Annotated in this window: 15 protein-coding genes; 4 read left to right on the top strand and 11 right to left on the bottom strand. The window is 65.1% G+C overall.

The genetic code is table 11. From position 1 onward, the window contains the following. Window positions 1-39 precede the first annotated feature (39 nt). The 4 genes from Q4S41_RS06210 to Q4S41_RS06195 all read right to left on the bottom strand — a co-directional run bounded on the left by Q4S41_RS06210 (window position 40) and on the right by Q4S41_RS06195 (window position 2,501). Window positions 40-465 (bottom strand): hypothetical protein, encoded by a 426-nt coding sequence (locus Q4S41_RS06210; RefSeq protein ID WP_305030234.1) that lies wholly within the window; start codon window positions 463-465, stop codon window positions 40-42. A gap of 80 nt (window positions 466-545) precedes the next feature. After that, window positions 546-941 (bottom strand): DUF433 domain-containing protein, encoded by a 396-nt coding sequence (locus tag Q4S41_RS06205; protein WP_305030233.1) that lies wholly within the window; start codon window positions 939-941, stop codon window positions 546-548. Between the two features lie 57 nt (window positions 942-998). After that, on the bottom strand, window positions 999-1,643 hold the full coding sequence (locus Q4S41_RS06200) for an HAD family hydrolase (protein ID WP_305030232.1): 645 nt from the start codon (window positions 1,641-1,643) through the stop codon (window positions 999-1,001). Window positions 1,644-1,736: 93 nt separating this feature from the next. Then, the gene (locus tag Q4S41_RS06195; RefSeq protein WP_305030231.1) at window positions 1,737-2,501 is read right to left on the bottom strand and encodes a creatininase family protein; all 765 of its coding nucleotides are present in this window, start codon (window positions 2,499-2,501) and stop codon (window positions 1,737-1,739) included. A gap of 222 nt (window positions 2,502-2,723) precedes the next feature. Here Q4S41_RS06195 and Q4S41_RS06190 point away from each other — a divergent pair, with 222 nt between their 5' ends. Further along, complete coding sequence (locus Q4S41_RS06190; protein ID WP_305030230.1) at window positions 2,724-3,323, top strand: TetR/AcrR family transcriptional regulator; 600 nt, start codon at window positions 2,724-2,726, stop codon at window positions 3,321-3,323. Between the two features lie 50 nt (window positions 3,324-3,373). Beyond that, complete coding sequence (locus Q4S41_RS06185) at window positions 3,374-4,048, top strand: hypothetical protein (protein WP_305030229.1); 675 nt, start codon at window positions 3,374-3,376, stop codon at window positions 4,046-4,048. Here the strand turns inward: Q4S41_RS06185 and Q4S41_RS06180 are convergent. The 5 genes from Q4S41_RS06180 to Q4S41_RS06160 all read right to left on the bottom strand — a co-directional run bounded on the left by Q4S41_RS06180 (window position 4,036) and on the right by Q4S41_RS06160 (window position 7,894). Further along, window positions 4,036-4,590: a GNAT family N-acetyltransferase gene (locus Q4S41_RS06180; protein ID WP_305030228.1), complete on the bottom strand. Its 555-nt coding sequence runs from the start codon at window positions 4,588-4,590 to the stop codon at window positions 4,036-4,038. The two genes, Q4S41_RS06185 and Q4S41_RS06180, sit on opposite strands and share 13 nt — an antisense overlap. A gap of 162 nt (window positions 4,591-4,752) precedes the next feature. Further along, window positions 4,753-5,121, bottom strand: a complete 369-nt coding sequence (locus Q4S41_RS06175; protein WP_305030227.1) for a VOC family protein — start codon at window positions 5,119-5,121, stop codon at window positions 4,753-4,755. Window positions 5,122-5,283: 162 nt separating this feature from the next. Then, window positions 5,284-6,552, bottom strand: a complete 1,269-nt coding sequence (locus tag Q4S41_RS06170; protein WP_305030226.1) for a TPM domain-containing protein — start codon at window positions 6,550-6,552, stop codon at window positions 5,284-5,286. A 78-nt stretch (window positions 6,553-6,630) separates the two neighbouring features. Then, window positions 6,631-7,263: a YhcH/YjgK/YiaL family protein gene (locus Q4S41_RS06165; protein ID WP_305030225.1), complete on the bottom strand. Its 633-nt coding sequence runs from the start codon at window positions 7,261-7,263 to the stop codon at window positions 6,631-6,633. A 79-nt stretch (window positions 7,264-7,342) separates the two neighbouring features. Next, on the bottom strand, window positions 7,343-7,894 hold the full coding sequence (locus Q4S41_RS06160) for a GNAT family N-acetyltransferase (protein WP_305030224.1): 552 nt from the start codon (window positions 7,892-7,894) through the stop codon (window positions 7,343-7,345). Between the two features lie 102 nt (window positions 7,895-7,996). On the opposite strand from Q4S41_RS06160, the gene Q4S41_RS06155 reads away from it, so the two are divergent. Together Q4S41_RS06155 and Q4S41_RS06150 are read left to right on the top strand one after the other, a co-directional pair. Next, window positions 7,997-8,416: a hypothetical protein gene (locus Q4S41_RS06155; RefSeq protein ID WP_305030223.1), complete on the top strand. Its 420-nt coding sequence runs from the start codon at window positions 7,997-7,999 to the stop codon at window positions 8,414-8,416. A 100-nt stretch (window positions 8,417-8,516) separates the two neighbouring features. Further along, window positions 8,517-10,577, top strand: coding sequence for an ExeM/NucH family extracellular endonuclease (locus tag Q4S41_RS06150; protein WP_305030222.1), 2,061 nt, complete (start codon window positions 8,517-8,519; stop codon window positions 10,575-10,577). A gap of 149 nt (window positions 10,578-10,726) precedes the next feature. Here Q4S41_RS06150 and Q4S41_RS06145 read toward each other — a convergent pair whose 3' ends face one another. Both Q4S41_RS06145 and Q4S41_RS06140 read right to left on the bottom strand, forming a co-directional pair. Next, window positions 10,727-11,455 carry a potassium channel family protein gene (locus Q4S41_RS06145; RefSeq protein WP_305030221.1) on the bottom strand — a complete coding sequence of 243 codons (729 nt, stop codon included), beginning with the start codon at window positions 11,453-11,455 and terminating at the stop codon, window positions 10,727-10,729. A 154-nt stretch (window positions 11,456-11,609) separates the two neighbouring features. Further along, window positions 11,610-12,878, bottom strand: coding sequence for a cation:proton antiporter (locus Q4S41_RS06140; protein WP_305030220.1), 1,269 nt, complete (start codon window positions 12,876-12,878; stop codon window positions 11,610-11,612). Between the last annotated feature and the right edge of the window lie 49 nt (window positions 12,879-12,927).

The following is a 12,927-nucleotide window of genomic DNA, read 5'->3' as shown; positions in this document are numbered from 1 at the left end:
TTATGTTTATGGCCTGCTCCCGCAAAGCAACCACCCCGCCTACTTCCCGCGCCGCTTCTGGTCGAGCCAGGCGTTGGCGGCGCCTTCATCGATGAAGCGGGCGTATTGGAAAGGCGCCGAGGCGCCATGGGCTTTTTTGGGCACGCTGGGGTCTTCGTCGAGTTCAGCCAAGTGATTGGGCAACACCAAGAAAGCCACGTAGAGTTTGCCGCCCATTTCCTTCTGCACCCGGGGCAGAAAGCTGGTTATCACCCATTCGGGGCCGTTGCGGCTGCGGTCGGTGCGGCGACGGGCGTCCATCAGCCAGTGGCGGCAGTCGTGCTCCTGAGCGGCGAGGCGCATGGTTTCGTAGCCCTCGCACAGCTGCTCGTCGGTGATGGAGCAGAGCCAGCGGCCAATGAGCAGGCACGAGTCGGGCCGGTAAACGACCTGCAGAAAAGCGGTGGAAGCGAGTTCCTGGTACATGGCAGAAAGCATTCCGGCGTCCATCAAGGGCAGACGGCTCGGTGCCCAAATCTACGCATCTATTCCAGCTTCCTGACGACTCATTTTTTGGGCGCCGCGGGCTTTGGCTGGCCCGGCTGGCGCGGGGCGGTACCGGTGTTGGCCGGCACAGGGCTGCGCTCCCATAGCTGCTTCAGGAACTCCTGCTCGGCCAGCCACTGACTTTGCCGGTTCAGTATCCACTCCTCGGAGCTTTCATCCTCAGGGCTATACGAGGCGCGTTCGAGGGGCTTGAGGCGCTCAGCGGCAAAGGCCAGGCAGGCCCGCAAATCTTCCGGCTCCAGTTCGGGGTGTTGCGTCAGAATTTCGGCTTCGGTGGTGCCCGCGGCCAACCAATCCAGCACCTGCCACACAGGGAAGCGCAGGCCGCGCACGGTGGGCTGCCCGTTGCAGATGGCGGGATGAACGGTGATGCGGGGAAAGACCGGGAATTTCATTCCTCCAAAACTAAGCATTTGCTACACGGCCCACCAAATCCCGCCAGCACGCAGCGCCTATTTTCGAAGCACACGCGCCAAATCGGTGGGCTGGTCGATGCGCACCGGTGCTTCGGCTTCCGTCAGCGTCCCGAAGCCGTAGGTGGCGAAGATGAACGGCACGCCCGCGCCCTGGCTGGCCGCCAGGTCGCCGGGCGTATCGCCCACGTACACGGGCGCCTGCAGGCCGTATTGGGCCACTATTTCGCGGATGTTGTCGGCCTTCGGCAGCAACTTGGTGCCGAAGCACTGGTGGCCCTCGAAGAAATGGCCCAGTCCGCTGTGCTTGAAGAAGGCCTCCACGTAGCCCAGCTGGCAGTTGCTGACGATGAACAGCCGGTAGCCCTGGCCGCGCAGGTAGCTGAGGGCATCCTCCAGGCCGGGGTAGGGCGCGCCGCCGTGCTCCTCGGCCGCGCTCAGCTCGTGCCGGGCGCAGAGGGCGCGGTACTCGTCGAGCTTATCGGCCGGCATCTTCGGGAAAAGCCGCTCGTACACCACGGTGTAGGGCTGGCCCGTCACGGCCTGTACCTGGGCCAGGGTCACGTCATTCTCGATGTAATCGACGCTGCTTTTAGCAGCCTGGAAGGCTTTGGTAATGGCCGCAGAAGCATCCCAGAGGGTGCCGTCGAGGTCAAAAATCACACTATCGAATTGGGAGGGCATGTTTCAGTTGTAAGTTGCTTGTTGTCAATTGTTAGTTTAAGCAGCCGTTGCCAGGGCCTGACAACTGACAACGAACAACTGCCAACTAAAATCTTATTCGTACAAATCCTGCGGGTCGGCGGCGGCCAGCTCGACCAGGAATTGGCCGATGTTGGTGGTGCAGGCTTCCAGGAAGGCAGCGCCTTTTTCGGCCGTGGCAGCGGCGGGGTTGCCCACGCCGGTATCGGCCGATACCTTGCTCCACTCGCGTTGGGCCCAGGCCCAGCCCTGGCGCAGGGCGGCGATGCGGAACTGCCTGGCGGCGCCGTCGCCGGCTTCGCTGAGCGGGCTCACCAGCGCGGGCACAATGTGCAACATGGCACTGGTTTCCAGCTCGTCGGCGTGGTCGCCGGGGGCACTGAAATACTGGTTGCGGTCGGCCGCTTTAAACCAGTTGAGCGTGCTCAGGAACACTGTGGGGAATTCGGCCTGCAGCTCGCGCAGAATCTGGCGGAAGTCGTTGCCGCCGTGGCCGTTCAGGATGACGAACTTGGGAATGCCCTGGCGGGCCAGCACCTGCACCACGTCGCGCAGCAGGGCCAGCTGGGTGCTGGGGCTCATGTTGATGTCGAGGGTAATGTCGAGCTGACCGGTGTTGACGCCGAACGGGATGCAGGGCAGCACCACCACCTTGGCGCCCTGCTCCCAGGCTTTGCGCGCCGCTTCGGCCGCCACGTAGTCCGACTGAATGTTGTCGGTGGCGTAGGGCAGGTGGTAGTTGTGCGCCTCGGTGGCGCCCCAGGGCAGCACGACGACCTGATAGGCGTTTTCCTGCACGGTTTTCCAGGTGGTTTCGGCGAGGATGTAGGGGCGGGGCATGGCGGAAAGGGGAAATGGTGAAGCGGGGCAAAGGTATTGCCGGTTGGTGCAGAGCGTTAGTGTTACTCAAACAGGCACGTCATGCTGAGCGCAGCCGAAGCATCTCTACCGCAGTAGCATTTATTTACATGCGCTGTAGAGATGCTTCGGCTGCGCTCAGCATGACGTTCTGGTTTTCTGCCGCTTTAGCTACTACCTTTGAGTTAACCAACTGGTTAATTTATGAAATCCCTGGACGCTTCTACCCGCGACCGAATCCTGGCGGTAGCCGGCACGGTCTTCTACCAAAAAGGCCTTAGTGGGGCCCGTATGCAGGAAATTGCCGACCTGGCCGGCATCAACAAGGCCATGCTGCACTACTACTTCAAGAGCAAGGAGCAGCTGTTCGATACCGTGTTTCAGCAGGCGCTGGGGCAGTTTCTGGGCGGTATCGGGCAGGTGCTCAACGGCGAGGCCGCGCTTCCGGCCAAGATTGAGCAGTACGTGGCCTACACCACCACGGCGCTGGCCGAAACGCCGGGCCTCGCCGCCTTCATCGTGCACGAGCTGCAACAGCACCCCGAGCGCCTCAGCAAGCAGTTCGGCGACAGCCGCCTGGTTAATCTGGACGCCTTTCGGCAGCAGTTGGCCGCCGCTAATGCGCGGTATCAGGCGCCCCACGCGGCCGAGCATTTTTTTGCCAACATGGTGGCCCTGTGCGTGTACCCCGTGCTGGCCCAGCCCCTGCTCAGCCGCCTCCTGCACCAGAGCGAGGCGCAGTACCGCCGCTTTCTGGGCGAGCGTGCGGCCCACATCACGCAGCTGCTGCTGGAGCAGCTGTGAGTTTTTTTTATCCACTCATTAACCAACTGGTTAGTTTAAATTTTCCCTTTATGACAGTTCCAAGCAAACTCACCCAACGCCTCAGCTTTGGCGGGGCGCTGGTTTTTCTGGTGGTGGCCATGGTGGCCGGCTACCGCAACATTGGCCTGCCGCCGGTGCTCATTGTGGGCGGCTCGGGCACGGTGGCGCTGCTGCTGTGGCGCCGCACCAACCTGGCCCGGCCCACCGACCCGGCCCTCATCCTGCCGCTGTTTCTGCTCACGGTGGCGGCCCTGGAAGTGCATATGGTGGAGGAATACCTCACCGGCTTCGGGCCGGCCATGAGCCGGCTGTTCGACATCAGCTGGACGGAGCGGGGCTTCCTGCTGGTGTTCGCCTTTTTTGGTCCTATCCTCTACACCCTCACGGCGCTGGGGCTGTACTACCGCGTGCCGTTGGCCGGATTTATGGCTTGGTTTATTTTCATCGGGCCGGGCGTGGCCGAGTTCACGCACTTCATTTTTCCGGCCCTGCGCCCGGCCATTCAGCCCGGGCTGGCCCGCGCGATTTCGGCGGTGGTGAGCAACGGACGCTTCGTGGCCAACATGCCCAACTACTATGTCGGCACCACCGGGCACTACTATTTTGCCGGCATGTGGACGGCGGCGCTGCCCATGCTGCCGGGCATCTACGCCATTGTGCGGCTATTGCGGGCCCACCGCCGGGCGCAGGCTCAGGCCGGCTGAGCGGGCCGCTCCAGCAGCACAATGGGCGCGCCGTGGTAGGTAGCGCGGGCGTATTCGTGAAAGCCGAACCTGGCCGCCACGCGTAGCGAAGGCACGTTGTCGGGGTGGATGATGCAGACCATGCGCTCCGGCCCGAAGTAGCTGGCGGCCCATTCCAGGGCCGCCGCCACCCCCTCGCTGGCGTAGCCCTGGCCGTGGATGGCGGGGTCGAGCACCCAGCCCATTTCGGGCGCTTCGCCCAGCGGCGGGTCGATGTCGCGCTTCAGGTTGAGAAAGCCGATGCCCCCCACGAAGCGGCCGCTGGCCTTTTCCTCCACGGCCCAGAAGCCGTAGCCCATCACGGCCCAGTGGCCGGCGCTGCGCAACAGCAATTTCCACACCTCCTCGGCGGGCATAGGCTCGGGGGTGAAGTAGCGGTGGTAGTCGATGCTGCGGCTCATGGCAAACCAAGCGTCGAAGTCATCGGCGCGGAAGCCGCGCAGGCGCAGGCGGCTGGTTTCGAGGACAGGCACGGCCGACGGGACGGAAACACTAGGAATCATCGTATCAGTGGATTGAGGAAATTATTCAGGCCGTCCTGTCAAGCTTGCCGAGACATCTCGCGTGCAATAGCAAATTAAATCGTCGGTCGATTTTGATTATTTCGGCACGCGAGATGTCTCGGCTGCGCTCGACATGACAGTTTCTTACCTTCTTTACTCCCTTTAAGCGTAAGCGGGCAGGGCAAAATGCGGGTTTTGAATAACGCCGAGCAGGTTGCCAAACGGGTCGAGCACGGCTCCGAGCAGGATGCCGCCACCCACGTCCTGCACGGCTTCGCTGGGATGCGCGCCCAGCTCCAGCAGGCGGGCGTAGGCCGCGGCGGCATCGGGCACGCCCCAGTAGGCCGTGGGGCCGGCCTGCCCGGCGGCGGTGTTTTGCGGTATCAGGCCCAGCTCGTAGCCGCCCACGTTGAAACCGACATAAAACGGCTCTTCGAAGTAGGGCGCCTGTTCCAGGGCGGTGCGGTACCAGGCCGTGGCCTTGGCCAAATCTCCCACCGGATACACCACGGTGCGCAGTCCTTGCAGCATTGGCTTGTTGGGTTAGCTGTGAAGTGAGGGCGAAAGATAGAGCGTTTTAAACCAAGCCCAGGGCCGATTTCTGCGCCTCCGGCCAGGGCCGGAAGCACAACGGGCTCCAACGCGTAATGCGTTGGAGCCCGTTTCGGTCAGCGTTTCCGTACGCTGGCGCAGCTACCAGGAGCCGCTGTTGTCGCTGCCGCTGTCGAAGCCGCCGCCGCCCGTGTCGCCGGAAGAGGTGTCGTCGTAAGAGGAATTGTCGTCTGATGAGAAGTAGTCCGACGAATTGTCGGAGGCCGTGTTGGCATCGGAGAAATAGTCGGTGCCCGCGTTATCGGCCGTGCCGCCGTCGCGGCCCGAGAAGTAGTCGCTGGCTGCGCCCGTGCCAGCACCAGCGGCGCCGGCCGCAGCGCCGGCTCCGGTGTTAAAGGTTGAGTTGTTGCCGTCGTTCGCGTAGTTGTTGCCCGACGTGTCGTGGCCCGAAGCCATGCGGTTGCCGAGGTAGGCACCGGCCGCCGCGGCTGCGCCCGTGGCCAGCATGCCGCCCACGCCCATGCCGCCGCCCGAGGCGGGCGCCTGGCCGTAGTTGCCGGGGGCCTGGCCGTAGCCGCCGCCGGGGCCGTTGGGCCGATTGGGCAGGAAATTGGGGGTGCCGCCGGGCGTGTTGTTAAACGGGCCATTGACCGCCTGATTGTTGGCGGCGCTTCGGCCACGGAACATCTTGATGACGAACCACAGGATGCCGCCAATCACCAAAGCGCCAATGAGCAGCGTGCCCATGCCGGGGCCCGACGGCGCGGGCTCGGCCGGGGGCGGCGCCATGATGGGGTCGTTGGTCGTGGTAGTCGAGGTGGTGGTTTGCTGGTCCAGGTTCGATTCGGGAGTGGCAGTGCTGGCAGCGCCGGTGCCAGCGGCTGTGCTGCCGGCTTGCTGCGACTGCGCGGTCTTAGGGTCGGCGGCGGCCATCAGGGTGTTGAGGCCGGTGCGGAGGCCGGCGAAATAGTTGCCCTGCTTGAAGCTGGGGCCCATCTGGCCAATCACCTGCTGCGTAACGGCCGGTGTGATAACGCCCTGCAGGCCGCTGCCCGGCTGGATGCTGAGCTTGCGGTCCTGGGCGCTCACAAGCACCACTACGCCGTTGTTTTTATCCTTCTGGCCCACGCCCCAGGCCGTGCCAATGGCCTTGCCGTAGGCAGCCACGTCGCGGCCGCCCAGCGAGGGCACGGTCACGACCACAATCTGGGTGCCGTTGTTGTCGGCGTAGCGGCGCAGGCCGTTGTCCAGCTTCTTGGCGTCGGCGGGCGCCATCAGGTTGGCTTCGTCGTTCACGAAATGAAACGGGTTGGGCCGGGGCGGCACGTCTGAAGTGCCGGTTTGCGCGGCCGCGGGCAAGCCCAGCCCGGCCGATACAAACAGGAATACGAGAAACAGCAGTTTAGACATAGCACAGCGGAAGTGAGGTGGAAGAAAGAATTCTTCGGCCTTCTACGGTCCCGGTGCCGGTTTGGCTGCCAGGCGGGCTTACTGCGCCACGCGCACCTTCACCACCAGTTTCTTGTCCTTGTCGATGCCCTCGACTTTGATGTTGGGCCGGTGCACGTCCTGCGGGAAGAAGATGTAGATGGTGCCGGGCTTGGCTTCGTAGAGGGGGCCTTCGGCGCTGTAGTTGGCGGCGTCGCGGGCTTCGTCGTAGGGCTTGGTGACGGTGGCCGATGCCAAGGGGACCTGCCCGATTTTTTCGGCGCCGCGCACCACGTACTGCATGTCGATGTACTTGCGGTGCGACTCCCAGTTGGTGTTGGCGTATTCCTTGGTGGGGTTGTCGGTCACGGCGGCAAACACGTTGTCGCCGTCGATGGGGTATTTGCCCACGGCCAGCTGCTCCAGGTTGGTGTCGCGGAAGTAGGCAAAGGCCTTATCCCAGGCCGCCTTATTGGCCGTGTACTGCCTGGCAAACTCCACCTTGTCCACCGACTCCTGCACGTTCAGCTTCAGCCCGTTGGCCCACACGCGGCTCCGAAACCACTTGTCGGCCTTTTTCGGCGTCCAGGCGTCGGCCGTGGTGGCTTGCGTGGCGGCGGGGGCGCTGGTTTGGCAGCCCAGCGGGGCGAGGAGAAGGGCGAAAGAACCGTATTTCAGCAGGGCGTTTTTCATGGAGCGGCAAGGCATGGGGAGGGATGCGGCAAATGTAGGCCACGGCCCGCCGCCTTCCCGCCCCCGTTTCGCAAAAACCTCAGGCCGCCACTACCGCCGGTTCCACGGCCCGCTCGAAACGCAGGCGGCCGTCGTCGGCGGTGCCGGCCGGCTCGAAGCCAGTGCGCCGCAACACCTCCAGCGCGCCGGGGTTGTCGGCCGCGGGGTGGGCCACCAGGCGGCGCACCAGGCCGGTGTCGGCGGCGTGGGCCACCAGGCCGGCCACCAGCTCGGTGCCCAGGCCCTGCCGGCGCCAGTCGGCCGCGATGGCGAAGTCGATTTCGGCGGTGCCGGCCGCGTCGGGCGGGCCCATGAAGCCCGCGCTACCCACCAGGGTGCGGGGCGTGTCGCCCTCGGCTTTGCGCAGAGCGTACCATCCGTACCAGCCGGCGGCGTGGCGCCCGCCCTCGGTGAGCTTTTCGAGGGAGAGTTCCAAGGCGGCGCGGTCGGGGCCGGCAGGGGGCCAGTCGGTGGGCAAGGCGGCGCCCAGCAGCACCGGGAAGTACTGGGGCTTGTGCAGCTCGGCCGTGAGCAGCGCGCGGCTGGCGGCCAGAATGGTGAGGCGGGGCGTTTGGGTTATCAGCGGAATCATAGGCCGCAGTATACGGCTTTTGGGGCCCGGGCGGTGCGGTTGGGCCCGGCCAGCGGCAAATACAGGCGGGCAGAACACGGGCCCGGCGGTACCTTTGCGCCGATGAACCGACCCGGGCCCGAGCTGCTTTTTGAGAATAATGCGGGCCGTCTGACAGCTGATTCGGCTGGTTTTCTGCGCACTACCTGGAGCAGCCAGCCCCGCACCCTAGCCGATACGCAAGCCTTGTTCAACGCTATGCTGCGCGGCCTGGAGCAGCGCCGCTGGAGCCGCATTCTGGTCAATCAGGCGCAGATGACGCCCTTCACCCCGGCCGAGCAGCAGTGGGTGGCCCAAAACTGGCTGGCGCGGGCCGTGACCGAAGGCGGTTACCGTTTCGGCGCCGTGGTGGTGTCGCCGCACGTGCTGGTGCGCCTGGCCACGGCCTTCGTGACCACCAACGTGCAGGGCCTGCCGCTCACGTACCGCACCTTCGACACGGAAGCCCAGGCCACCGCGTGGCTGGCGCAGCAGCCGGGGTAGCACGGCCTAGTGGGCCGGCGCCGTTCCAGGGGGTTTCCGTCACTTAAGCGCCGGAAAACCTATCTTTAGCGCCCTTTCCATTCTATCTTTTTCTGGTTTAATGCTTACTAAGCTCTTCCTTTCAGCTGGTTTTATGTTGAGCGCCGGCGGGGCCGGTGCTACCACTATCGGCTCCATTCAGGGCAGCGGCGCGGCTGCCAAACCGGGCCTCTACATCATCGAGGCGGTGGTGACGGGCGTGTACGCTGGCCTGAACCCGGCCGGCTTCTATGTGCAGGACGAAACGGCCAGTGCCGACGGCAACCCGGCTACTTCCGATGCGCTGTTTGTGGTGGCCCCCAACCCCACGGTAAGCATCGGCGATAAGGTGCGCATCAGCGGCGTGGTGCGGGAGGACGCGGGCGCGCCGTCGTTCAACCAGGCCGTGCTCACCGCGCCCGATATCACGGTCCTCTCGTCGGGCAATGCGCTGCCGGCCTTCATCACCATCGACAACGCCGCGTTTTCCAGCGCCAACGCCGAGCGGTACGAGGGCATGCGGGTGCAGTTTTCAAGCCCCATGACCGTGACCGACAACTACAGCCTCAAGCAGCGCGGCGAGCTCACGCTCTCGGCCCAGGGCCTCACCTACCAGCCCACGCAGTTCATCGACCCCAACGACAACCCCGCCACCGGCACCCACAGCAGCGGCACCAGCAACCTGGCCGCCGTGAACGCCTACCAGAAAGCCAACGACGACAAGTCGCTGGTGCTCGACGACGGCAGCTCGGCCAACAATCCTTCCCCCACGCCCTACCTCGACCCCAACACCGGTACCGTGCGCGTGGGCAGCACCTTGCTGGGACTGCGCGGCATCATGGGCTACGGGTTCGGCAAGTGGCGCGTGCAGCCGCTGCCGGGCGAGGCCGCGCCGGTGGTGCGCACCTCGCGCCCGAAGGGCCCGCCGGTGTTCAGCAAGCTCGACTTGAAGCTGGCCAGCTTCAACGTGCTCAACTACTTTAATGGCGACGGCCTGGGCGGTGGCTTCCCCACGCCGCGCGGGGCCAAAACGCCGGAGGACTTCGCCCGGCAGCGGGCCAAAATTATTATGGCCATCAGCCAGATGAATGCCGATGTGGTGGGCCTGACGGAGATTGAGAACGACGGCAATGGCTCGACCTCAGCCATTCAGGACCTGGTGGATGGACTGAACAAGGTGATGGGCGCGGGCACCTACATCTTCGTGAACGATGGCGACGCCAACCACCAGCCCAACAATACGGACCTTATTCACTGCGCCATTCTGTACAAGCCGGCCGTGGTGGCGCCGCTGGGGCCGCCGCTGCTGTTCACGGCGCCCGACGTATTTGAGCGCCCGCCGCTGGCCCAAATATTTGTCACCAAGCGCAAGGAGCGGCCCGATACGCTGGGCTTTGTCATCAACCATTTTAAGAGCAAAGGCAGCGGCAAAGGCGCCGACGCCGACCAGAATGACGGCCAGGGCGGCTCCAACGCCCGCCGCAAGCTGCAGGCCGCTGCGCTGGTGCAGTTCATCAACAAGACGGTGATACCGGCCGGGGCCGCCCGCGTGGTGAGCGCCGGCGACTACAACGCCAACTACGAGGAAGACCCCATCGACGTGATGCGCGCCGCCGGGCTGGTGCCGGCTACGCCGCCTACCAGCGCCTCCTACGTGTACCGCGGCCTCACCGGTTCGCTCGACCACGCCGTGATTACCAACAATCTGGTGGGCTTCATCGACGTGCAGAAGTGGCACATCAACTCGGCCGAGCCCAGCGTGCTGGAGTACTCCAACGCCGGCGCCGATACCAACCTGTTCACTCCATTTCGGTCCTCCGACCACGACCCGGTGCTCATTGGGGTAAATTTTGCGGGCATGACCAACGCGAATACCTCGCGGCCCACCTCGCGCCTGTTCATCTACCCCAGCCCGGCGGCCGGACCGGTGCCGTTCACCCTGGCCGATGTGCCCGCCCGCGCCGGCCGCCTCTCGCTCGATTTCTCGCTGCCGCAGGGCCCGCGCCTGCTCTCGCTGCAAGGCTCGCCCGAGGCGCTGCAAAGCCAGCTGCGCGAGTACACCGCCCACCTGGCGCCGGGCATTTATGTGCTCACGCTACGTGGCACCGGCTACCAGCAGACGCGGCGGGTGATGAAGGAGTAGGGCGGGGTTTCGCCTGACGTGGCGCCTCACCCCCGGCCCCTCTCCCAAAGGAGAGGGGAGCCTGACGATTGCGGCCCGAAGCATGTCCGGTGCCCCCTCTCCCTGAGGAGAGGGGGTCAGGGGGTGAGGCGCCCGCCAGAACGAAGCACCTAAGTCCTGCTCTTCCCGTGCAGCGTAACCACCCGGGCCAGGAAAGTACCCAGAAACAGCTGCCCCGTCACGGCCTCCAGGTTGGCCATGCTGCGGGCCAGCGGGTGAATGGGCAGCAGGTCGCCGTAGCCGGTGGAGGTGAGCGTGGTGATGCTGAAATACAGCAGCTCGCCTGATTTCAGCGGCTGGTGGGTGAAGGTTTGGAAGGCGCCCGGCACGGCGTGCTTGATGGCCGCGAAGATGCCCATGAACAGCAGAGCCAGATTCAGGTACACCACCACGGCGCCCAGCAGCTGGTGTGTGGTCACGGTTTCGGCCCGGAACACGGCCTGCGCCACCAGCACGGTGATGGCCACCGTGACGAACATGCGAAGCAGCATGCCCGCAAACACGCCGTTTTCCGCCAGTTCCAGCGCCAGAATGGGCCCGGCCGTGAGCAGGATAAGCGGACGCACCTTGCTGTGGCGGGGCAGCACGAAAAACGACACCAGCGGCATCAGCAGCTGGAAAAACTCCAGCTGCCAGCGCGGCAGCGTGCCGGTGCTCACCAACGGCCCCACCACGAAGATGAACAGCACCTGCACGCCCAGCAGCACGCTCAGGGCGGGGTCGCGGGCGGCGTCCTGCCACTGCGCGAGGCGGGTGCGCCAAGTGGGGGCCTCGGTCAGGGGCTGGGCAAACGGCACGGCCACCGTTCCGTTTTCTATCCATTCTGCTGCAGTATCCATCGGGTTTGGCAAGACGTGGAAGTGGGCCGGCGGGGCCGGCTTTGCTGTTGCCAACGCGGCCCGGGGCCGTTGAGGTGCGCGGCCCGGCGGCTACTTCGACGGAGCGGGCTCTTCCGTCGCCTACTGCGGGCATTCCGTCGTTGAGTGTATGCCCCTACTCCGCCGCCGCCGCCGTAATTTCCGTCTGGGTTTTGCGGCCGTGGCGGCGGTCGAGCCAGTTCATCACCGGCGTAGCCAGCATGCCGTGCACCGTGATGGACAGCAGCATGGTGAAGGCCAGCACCGCCCAAATCTGGCGGGCCTGCGGGAAGTCAGCTTCGCCCAATGCATAGGCCACGTAAAACACCGAGCCAATGCCCCGGATGCCGAAAAAGGAAATCACGGCCCGCTCGGCCAGGTTGATGCGCGGCGAGCGAATGAGCGTGAGCATGCCGCCCAGCGGGCGCAGCACCAGCACCAGCAGCACGCCCAGCGCCGCCCCCGGCCAGGTGAGGGCGCGCAGCAGGCCATCGGCAATGGCGGCGCCCAGTAAGAGCAAAATGACCACAATGAAAAGCCGCTCCATCTGGTCGGTGAAGGCGTGCATGAGGCGGTGGTACTCGTGCTTGCGCTCGCGGCTGCGCAGGGTGATGGCAGCAATGAACACGGCCAGAAACCCGTAGCCGTGCAGCAGTTCCGTGACGGCGTAGGACGTGAGCGTGACGGCCAGCGCCACAAACCCGTAGCCTTCGGTTTTGATGCTGACGCGCTTGGGCAGGTTGAAAATCAAATAAGCCAGCACTCGGCCCGAGAGCCAGCCCAGCAGCACGCCCATCCCGATGCGGTAGCCCACATCCAGCCACAGCCAATGCAGCAGCCGCTCGCTCAGCGGCACGGCCGTGGGCAGCAGCGCCAGGGCCAGGTACACGAAGGGAAACGCCAGGCCGTCGTTCAGCCCTGCCTCGCCGGTGAGGGCGAAGCGCACGTTGTCTTCGCGGCCCTCGCCGGGGTCGCCCACCTGCACGTCACCGGCCAGCACGGGGTCGGTGGGGGCCAGGGCGGCGGCCAGCAGCAGGGCCGAGGCCGGGGCCAGCCCCAGCAGCCAGCGCCCCGCCAGCGCCAGCCCGCCAATGGTGAACACCATGAGCACGAGCACCAGCAGCAGCGGCGAGCGCCAGGCCCGCAAGGAAAACGGCCGGTCAATCTTCAGCCCCGTGCCCGTGAGGGCCACAATCACGCACAGCTCCGAGAGGTGCTTCACGAAGGCAGGATGCGCCAGCGGGTCGGCCGCGGGCAGGTGCAGCGGCAGGCTGCACACGCCCAGCCCCAGCAAGATGTAGAGAATGGGATAGGAAAGCGGGTACTTCTCCAGCAGCGACGGCAGCCAGGCCACGCCCAGAATGGCAATTCCCAGCAGCAGCAGCGCAATGGTGTAATAGGGCATGGGCAAAAAGAACCGGCGGCAGCGGCCTGCGCTGGCGCAGGCCGCTGGC

It is taken from the genome of Hymenobacter convexus, from assembly GCF_030580955.1.
Taxonomy (GTDB): domain Bacteria; phylum Bacteroidota; class Bacteroidia; order Cytophagales; family Hymenobacteraceae; genus Hymenobacter.
This window is presented reverse-complemented; position numbering and strand designations above follow the sequence as displayed.

Bases quoted from the DNA above. Each gene is read 5' to 3' on its own strand.
- Q4S41_RS06140 (WP_305030220.1), bottom strand. From the start codon at position 12,878: ATGCCCTATTACACCATTGCGCTGCTGCTGCTGGGAATTGCCATTCTG.
- Q4S41_RS06145 (WP_305030221.1), bottom strand. From the start codon at position 11,455: ATGGATACTGCAGCAGAATGGATAGAAAACGGAACGGTGGCCGTGCCG.
- Q4S41_RS06175 (WP_305030227.1), bottom strand. From the start codon at position 5,121: ATGCTGCAAGGACTGCGCACCGTGGTGTATCCGGTGGGAGATTTGGCC.
- Q4S41_RS06155 (WP_305030223.1), top strand. From the start codon at position 7,997: ATGAACCGACCCGGGCCCGAGCTGCTTTTTGAGAATAATGCGGGCCGT.
- Q4S41_RS06200 (WP_305030232.1), bottom strand. From the start codon at position 1,643: ATGCCCTCCCAATTCGATAGTGTGATTTTTGACCTCGACGGCACCCTC.
- Q4S41_RS06195 (WP_305030231.1), bottom strand. From the start codon at position 2,501: ATGCCCCGCCCCTACATCCTCGCCGAAACCACCTGGAAAACCGTGCAG.
- Q4S41_RS06210 (WP_305030234.1), bottom strand. From the start codon at position 465: ATGTACCAGGAACTCGCTTCCACCGCTTTTCTGCAGGTCGTTTACCGG.
- Q4S41_RS06185 (WP_305030229.1), top strand. From the start codon at position 3,374: ATGACAGTTCCAAGCAAACTCACCCAACGCCTCAGCTTTGGCGGGGCG.
- Q4S41_RS06165 (WP_305030225.1), bottom strand. From the start codon at position 7,263: ATGAAAAACGCCCTGCTGAAATACGGTTCTTTCGCCCTTCTCCTCGCC.
- Q4S41_RS06160 (WP_305030224.1), bottom strand. From the start codon at position 7,894: ATGATTCCGCTGATAACCCAAACGCCCCGCCTCACCATTCTGGCCGCC.
- Q4S41_RS06180 (WP_305030228.1), bottom strand. From the start codon at position 4,590: ATGATTCCTAGTGTTTCCGTCCCGTCGGCCGTGCCTGTCCTCGAAACC.
- Q4S41_RS06190 (WP_305030230.1), top strand. From the start codon at position 2,724: ATGAAATCCCTGGACGCTTCTACCCGCGACCGAATCCTGGCGGTAGCC.
- Q4S41_RS06170 (WP_305030226.1), bottom strand. From the start codon at position 6,552: ATGTCTAAACTGCTGTTTCTCGTATTCCTGTTTGTATCGGCCGGGCTG.
- Q4S41_RS06205 (WP_305030233.1), bottom strand. From the start codon at position 941: ATGAAATTCCCGGTCTTTCCCCGCATCACCGTTCATCCCGCCATCTGC.
- Q4S41_RS06150 (WP_305030222.1), top strand. From the start codon at position 8,517: ATGCTTACTAAGCTCTTCCTTTCAGCTGGTTTTATGTTGAGCGCCGGC.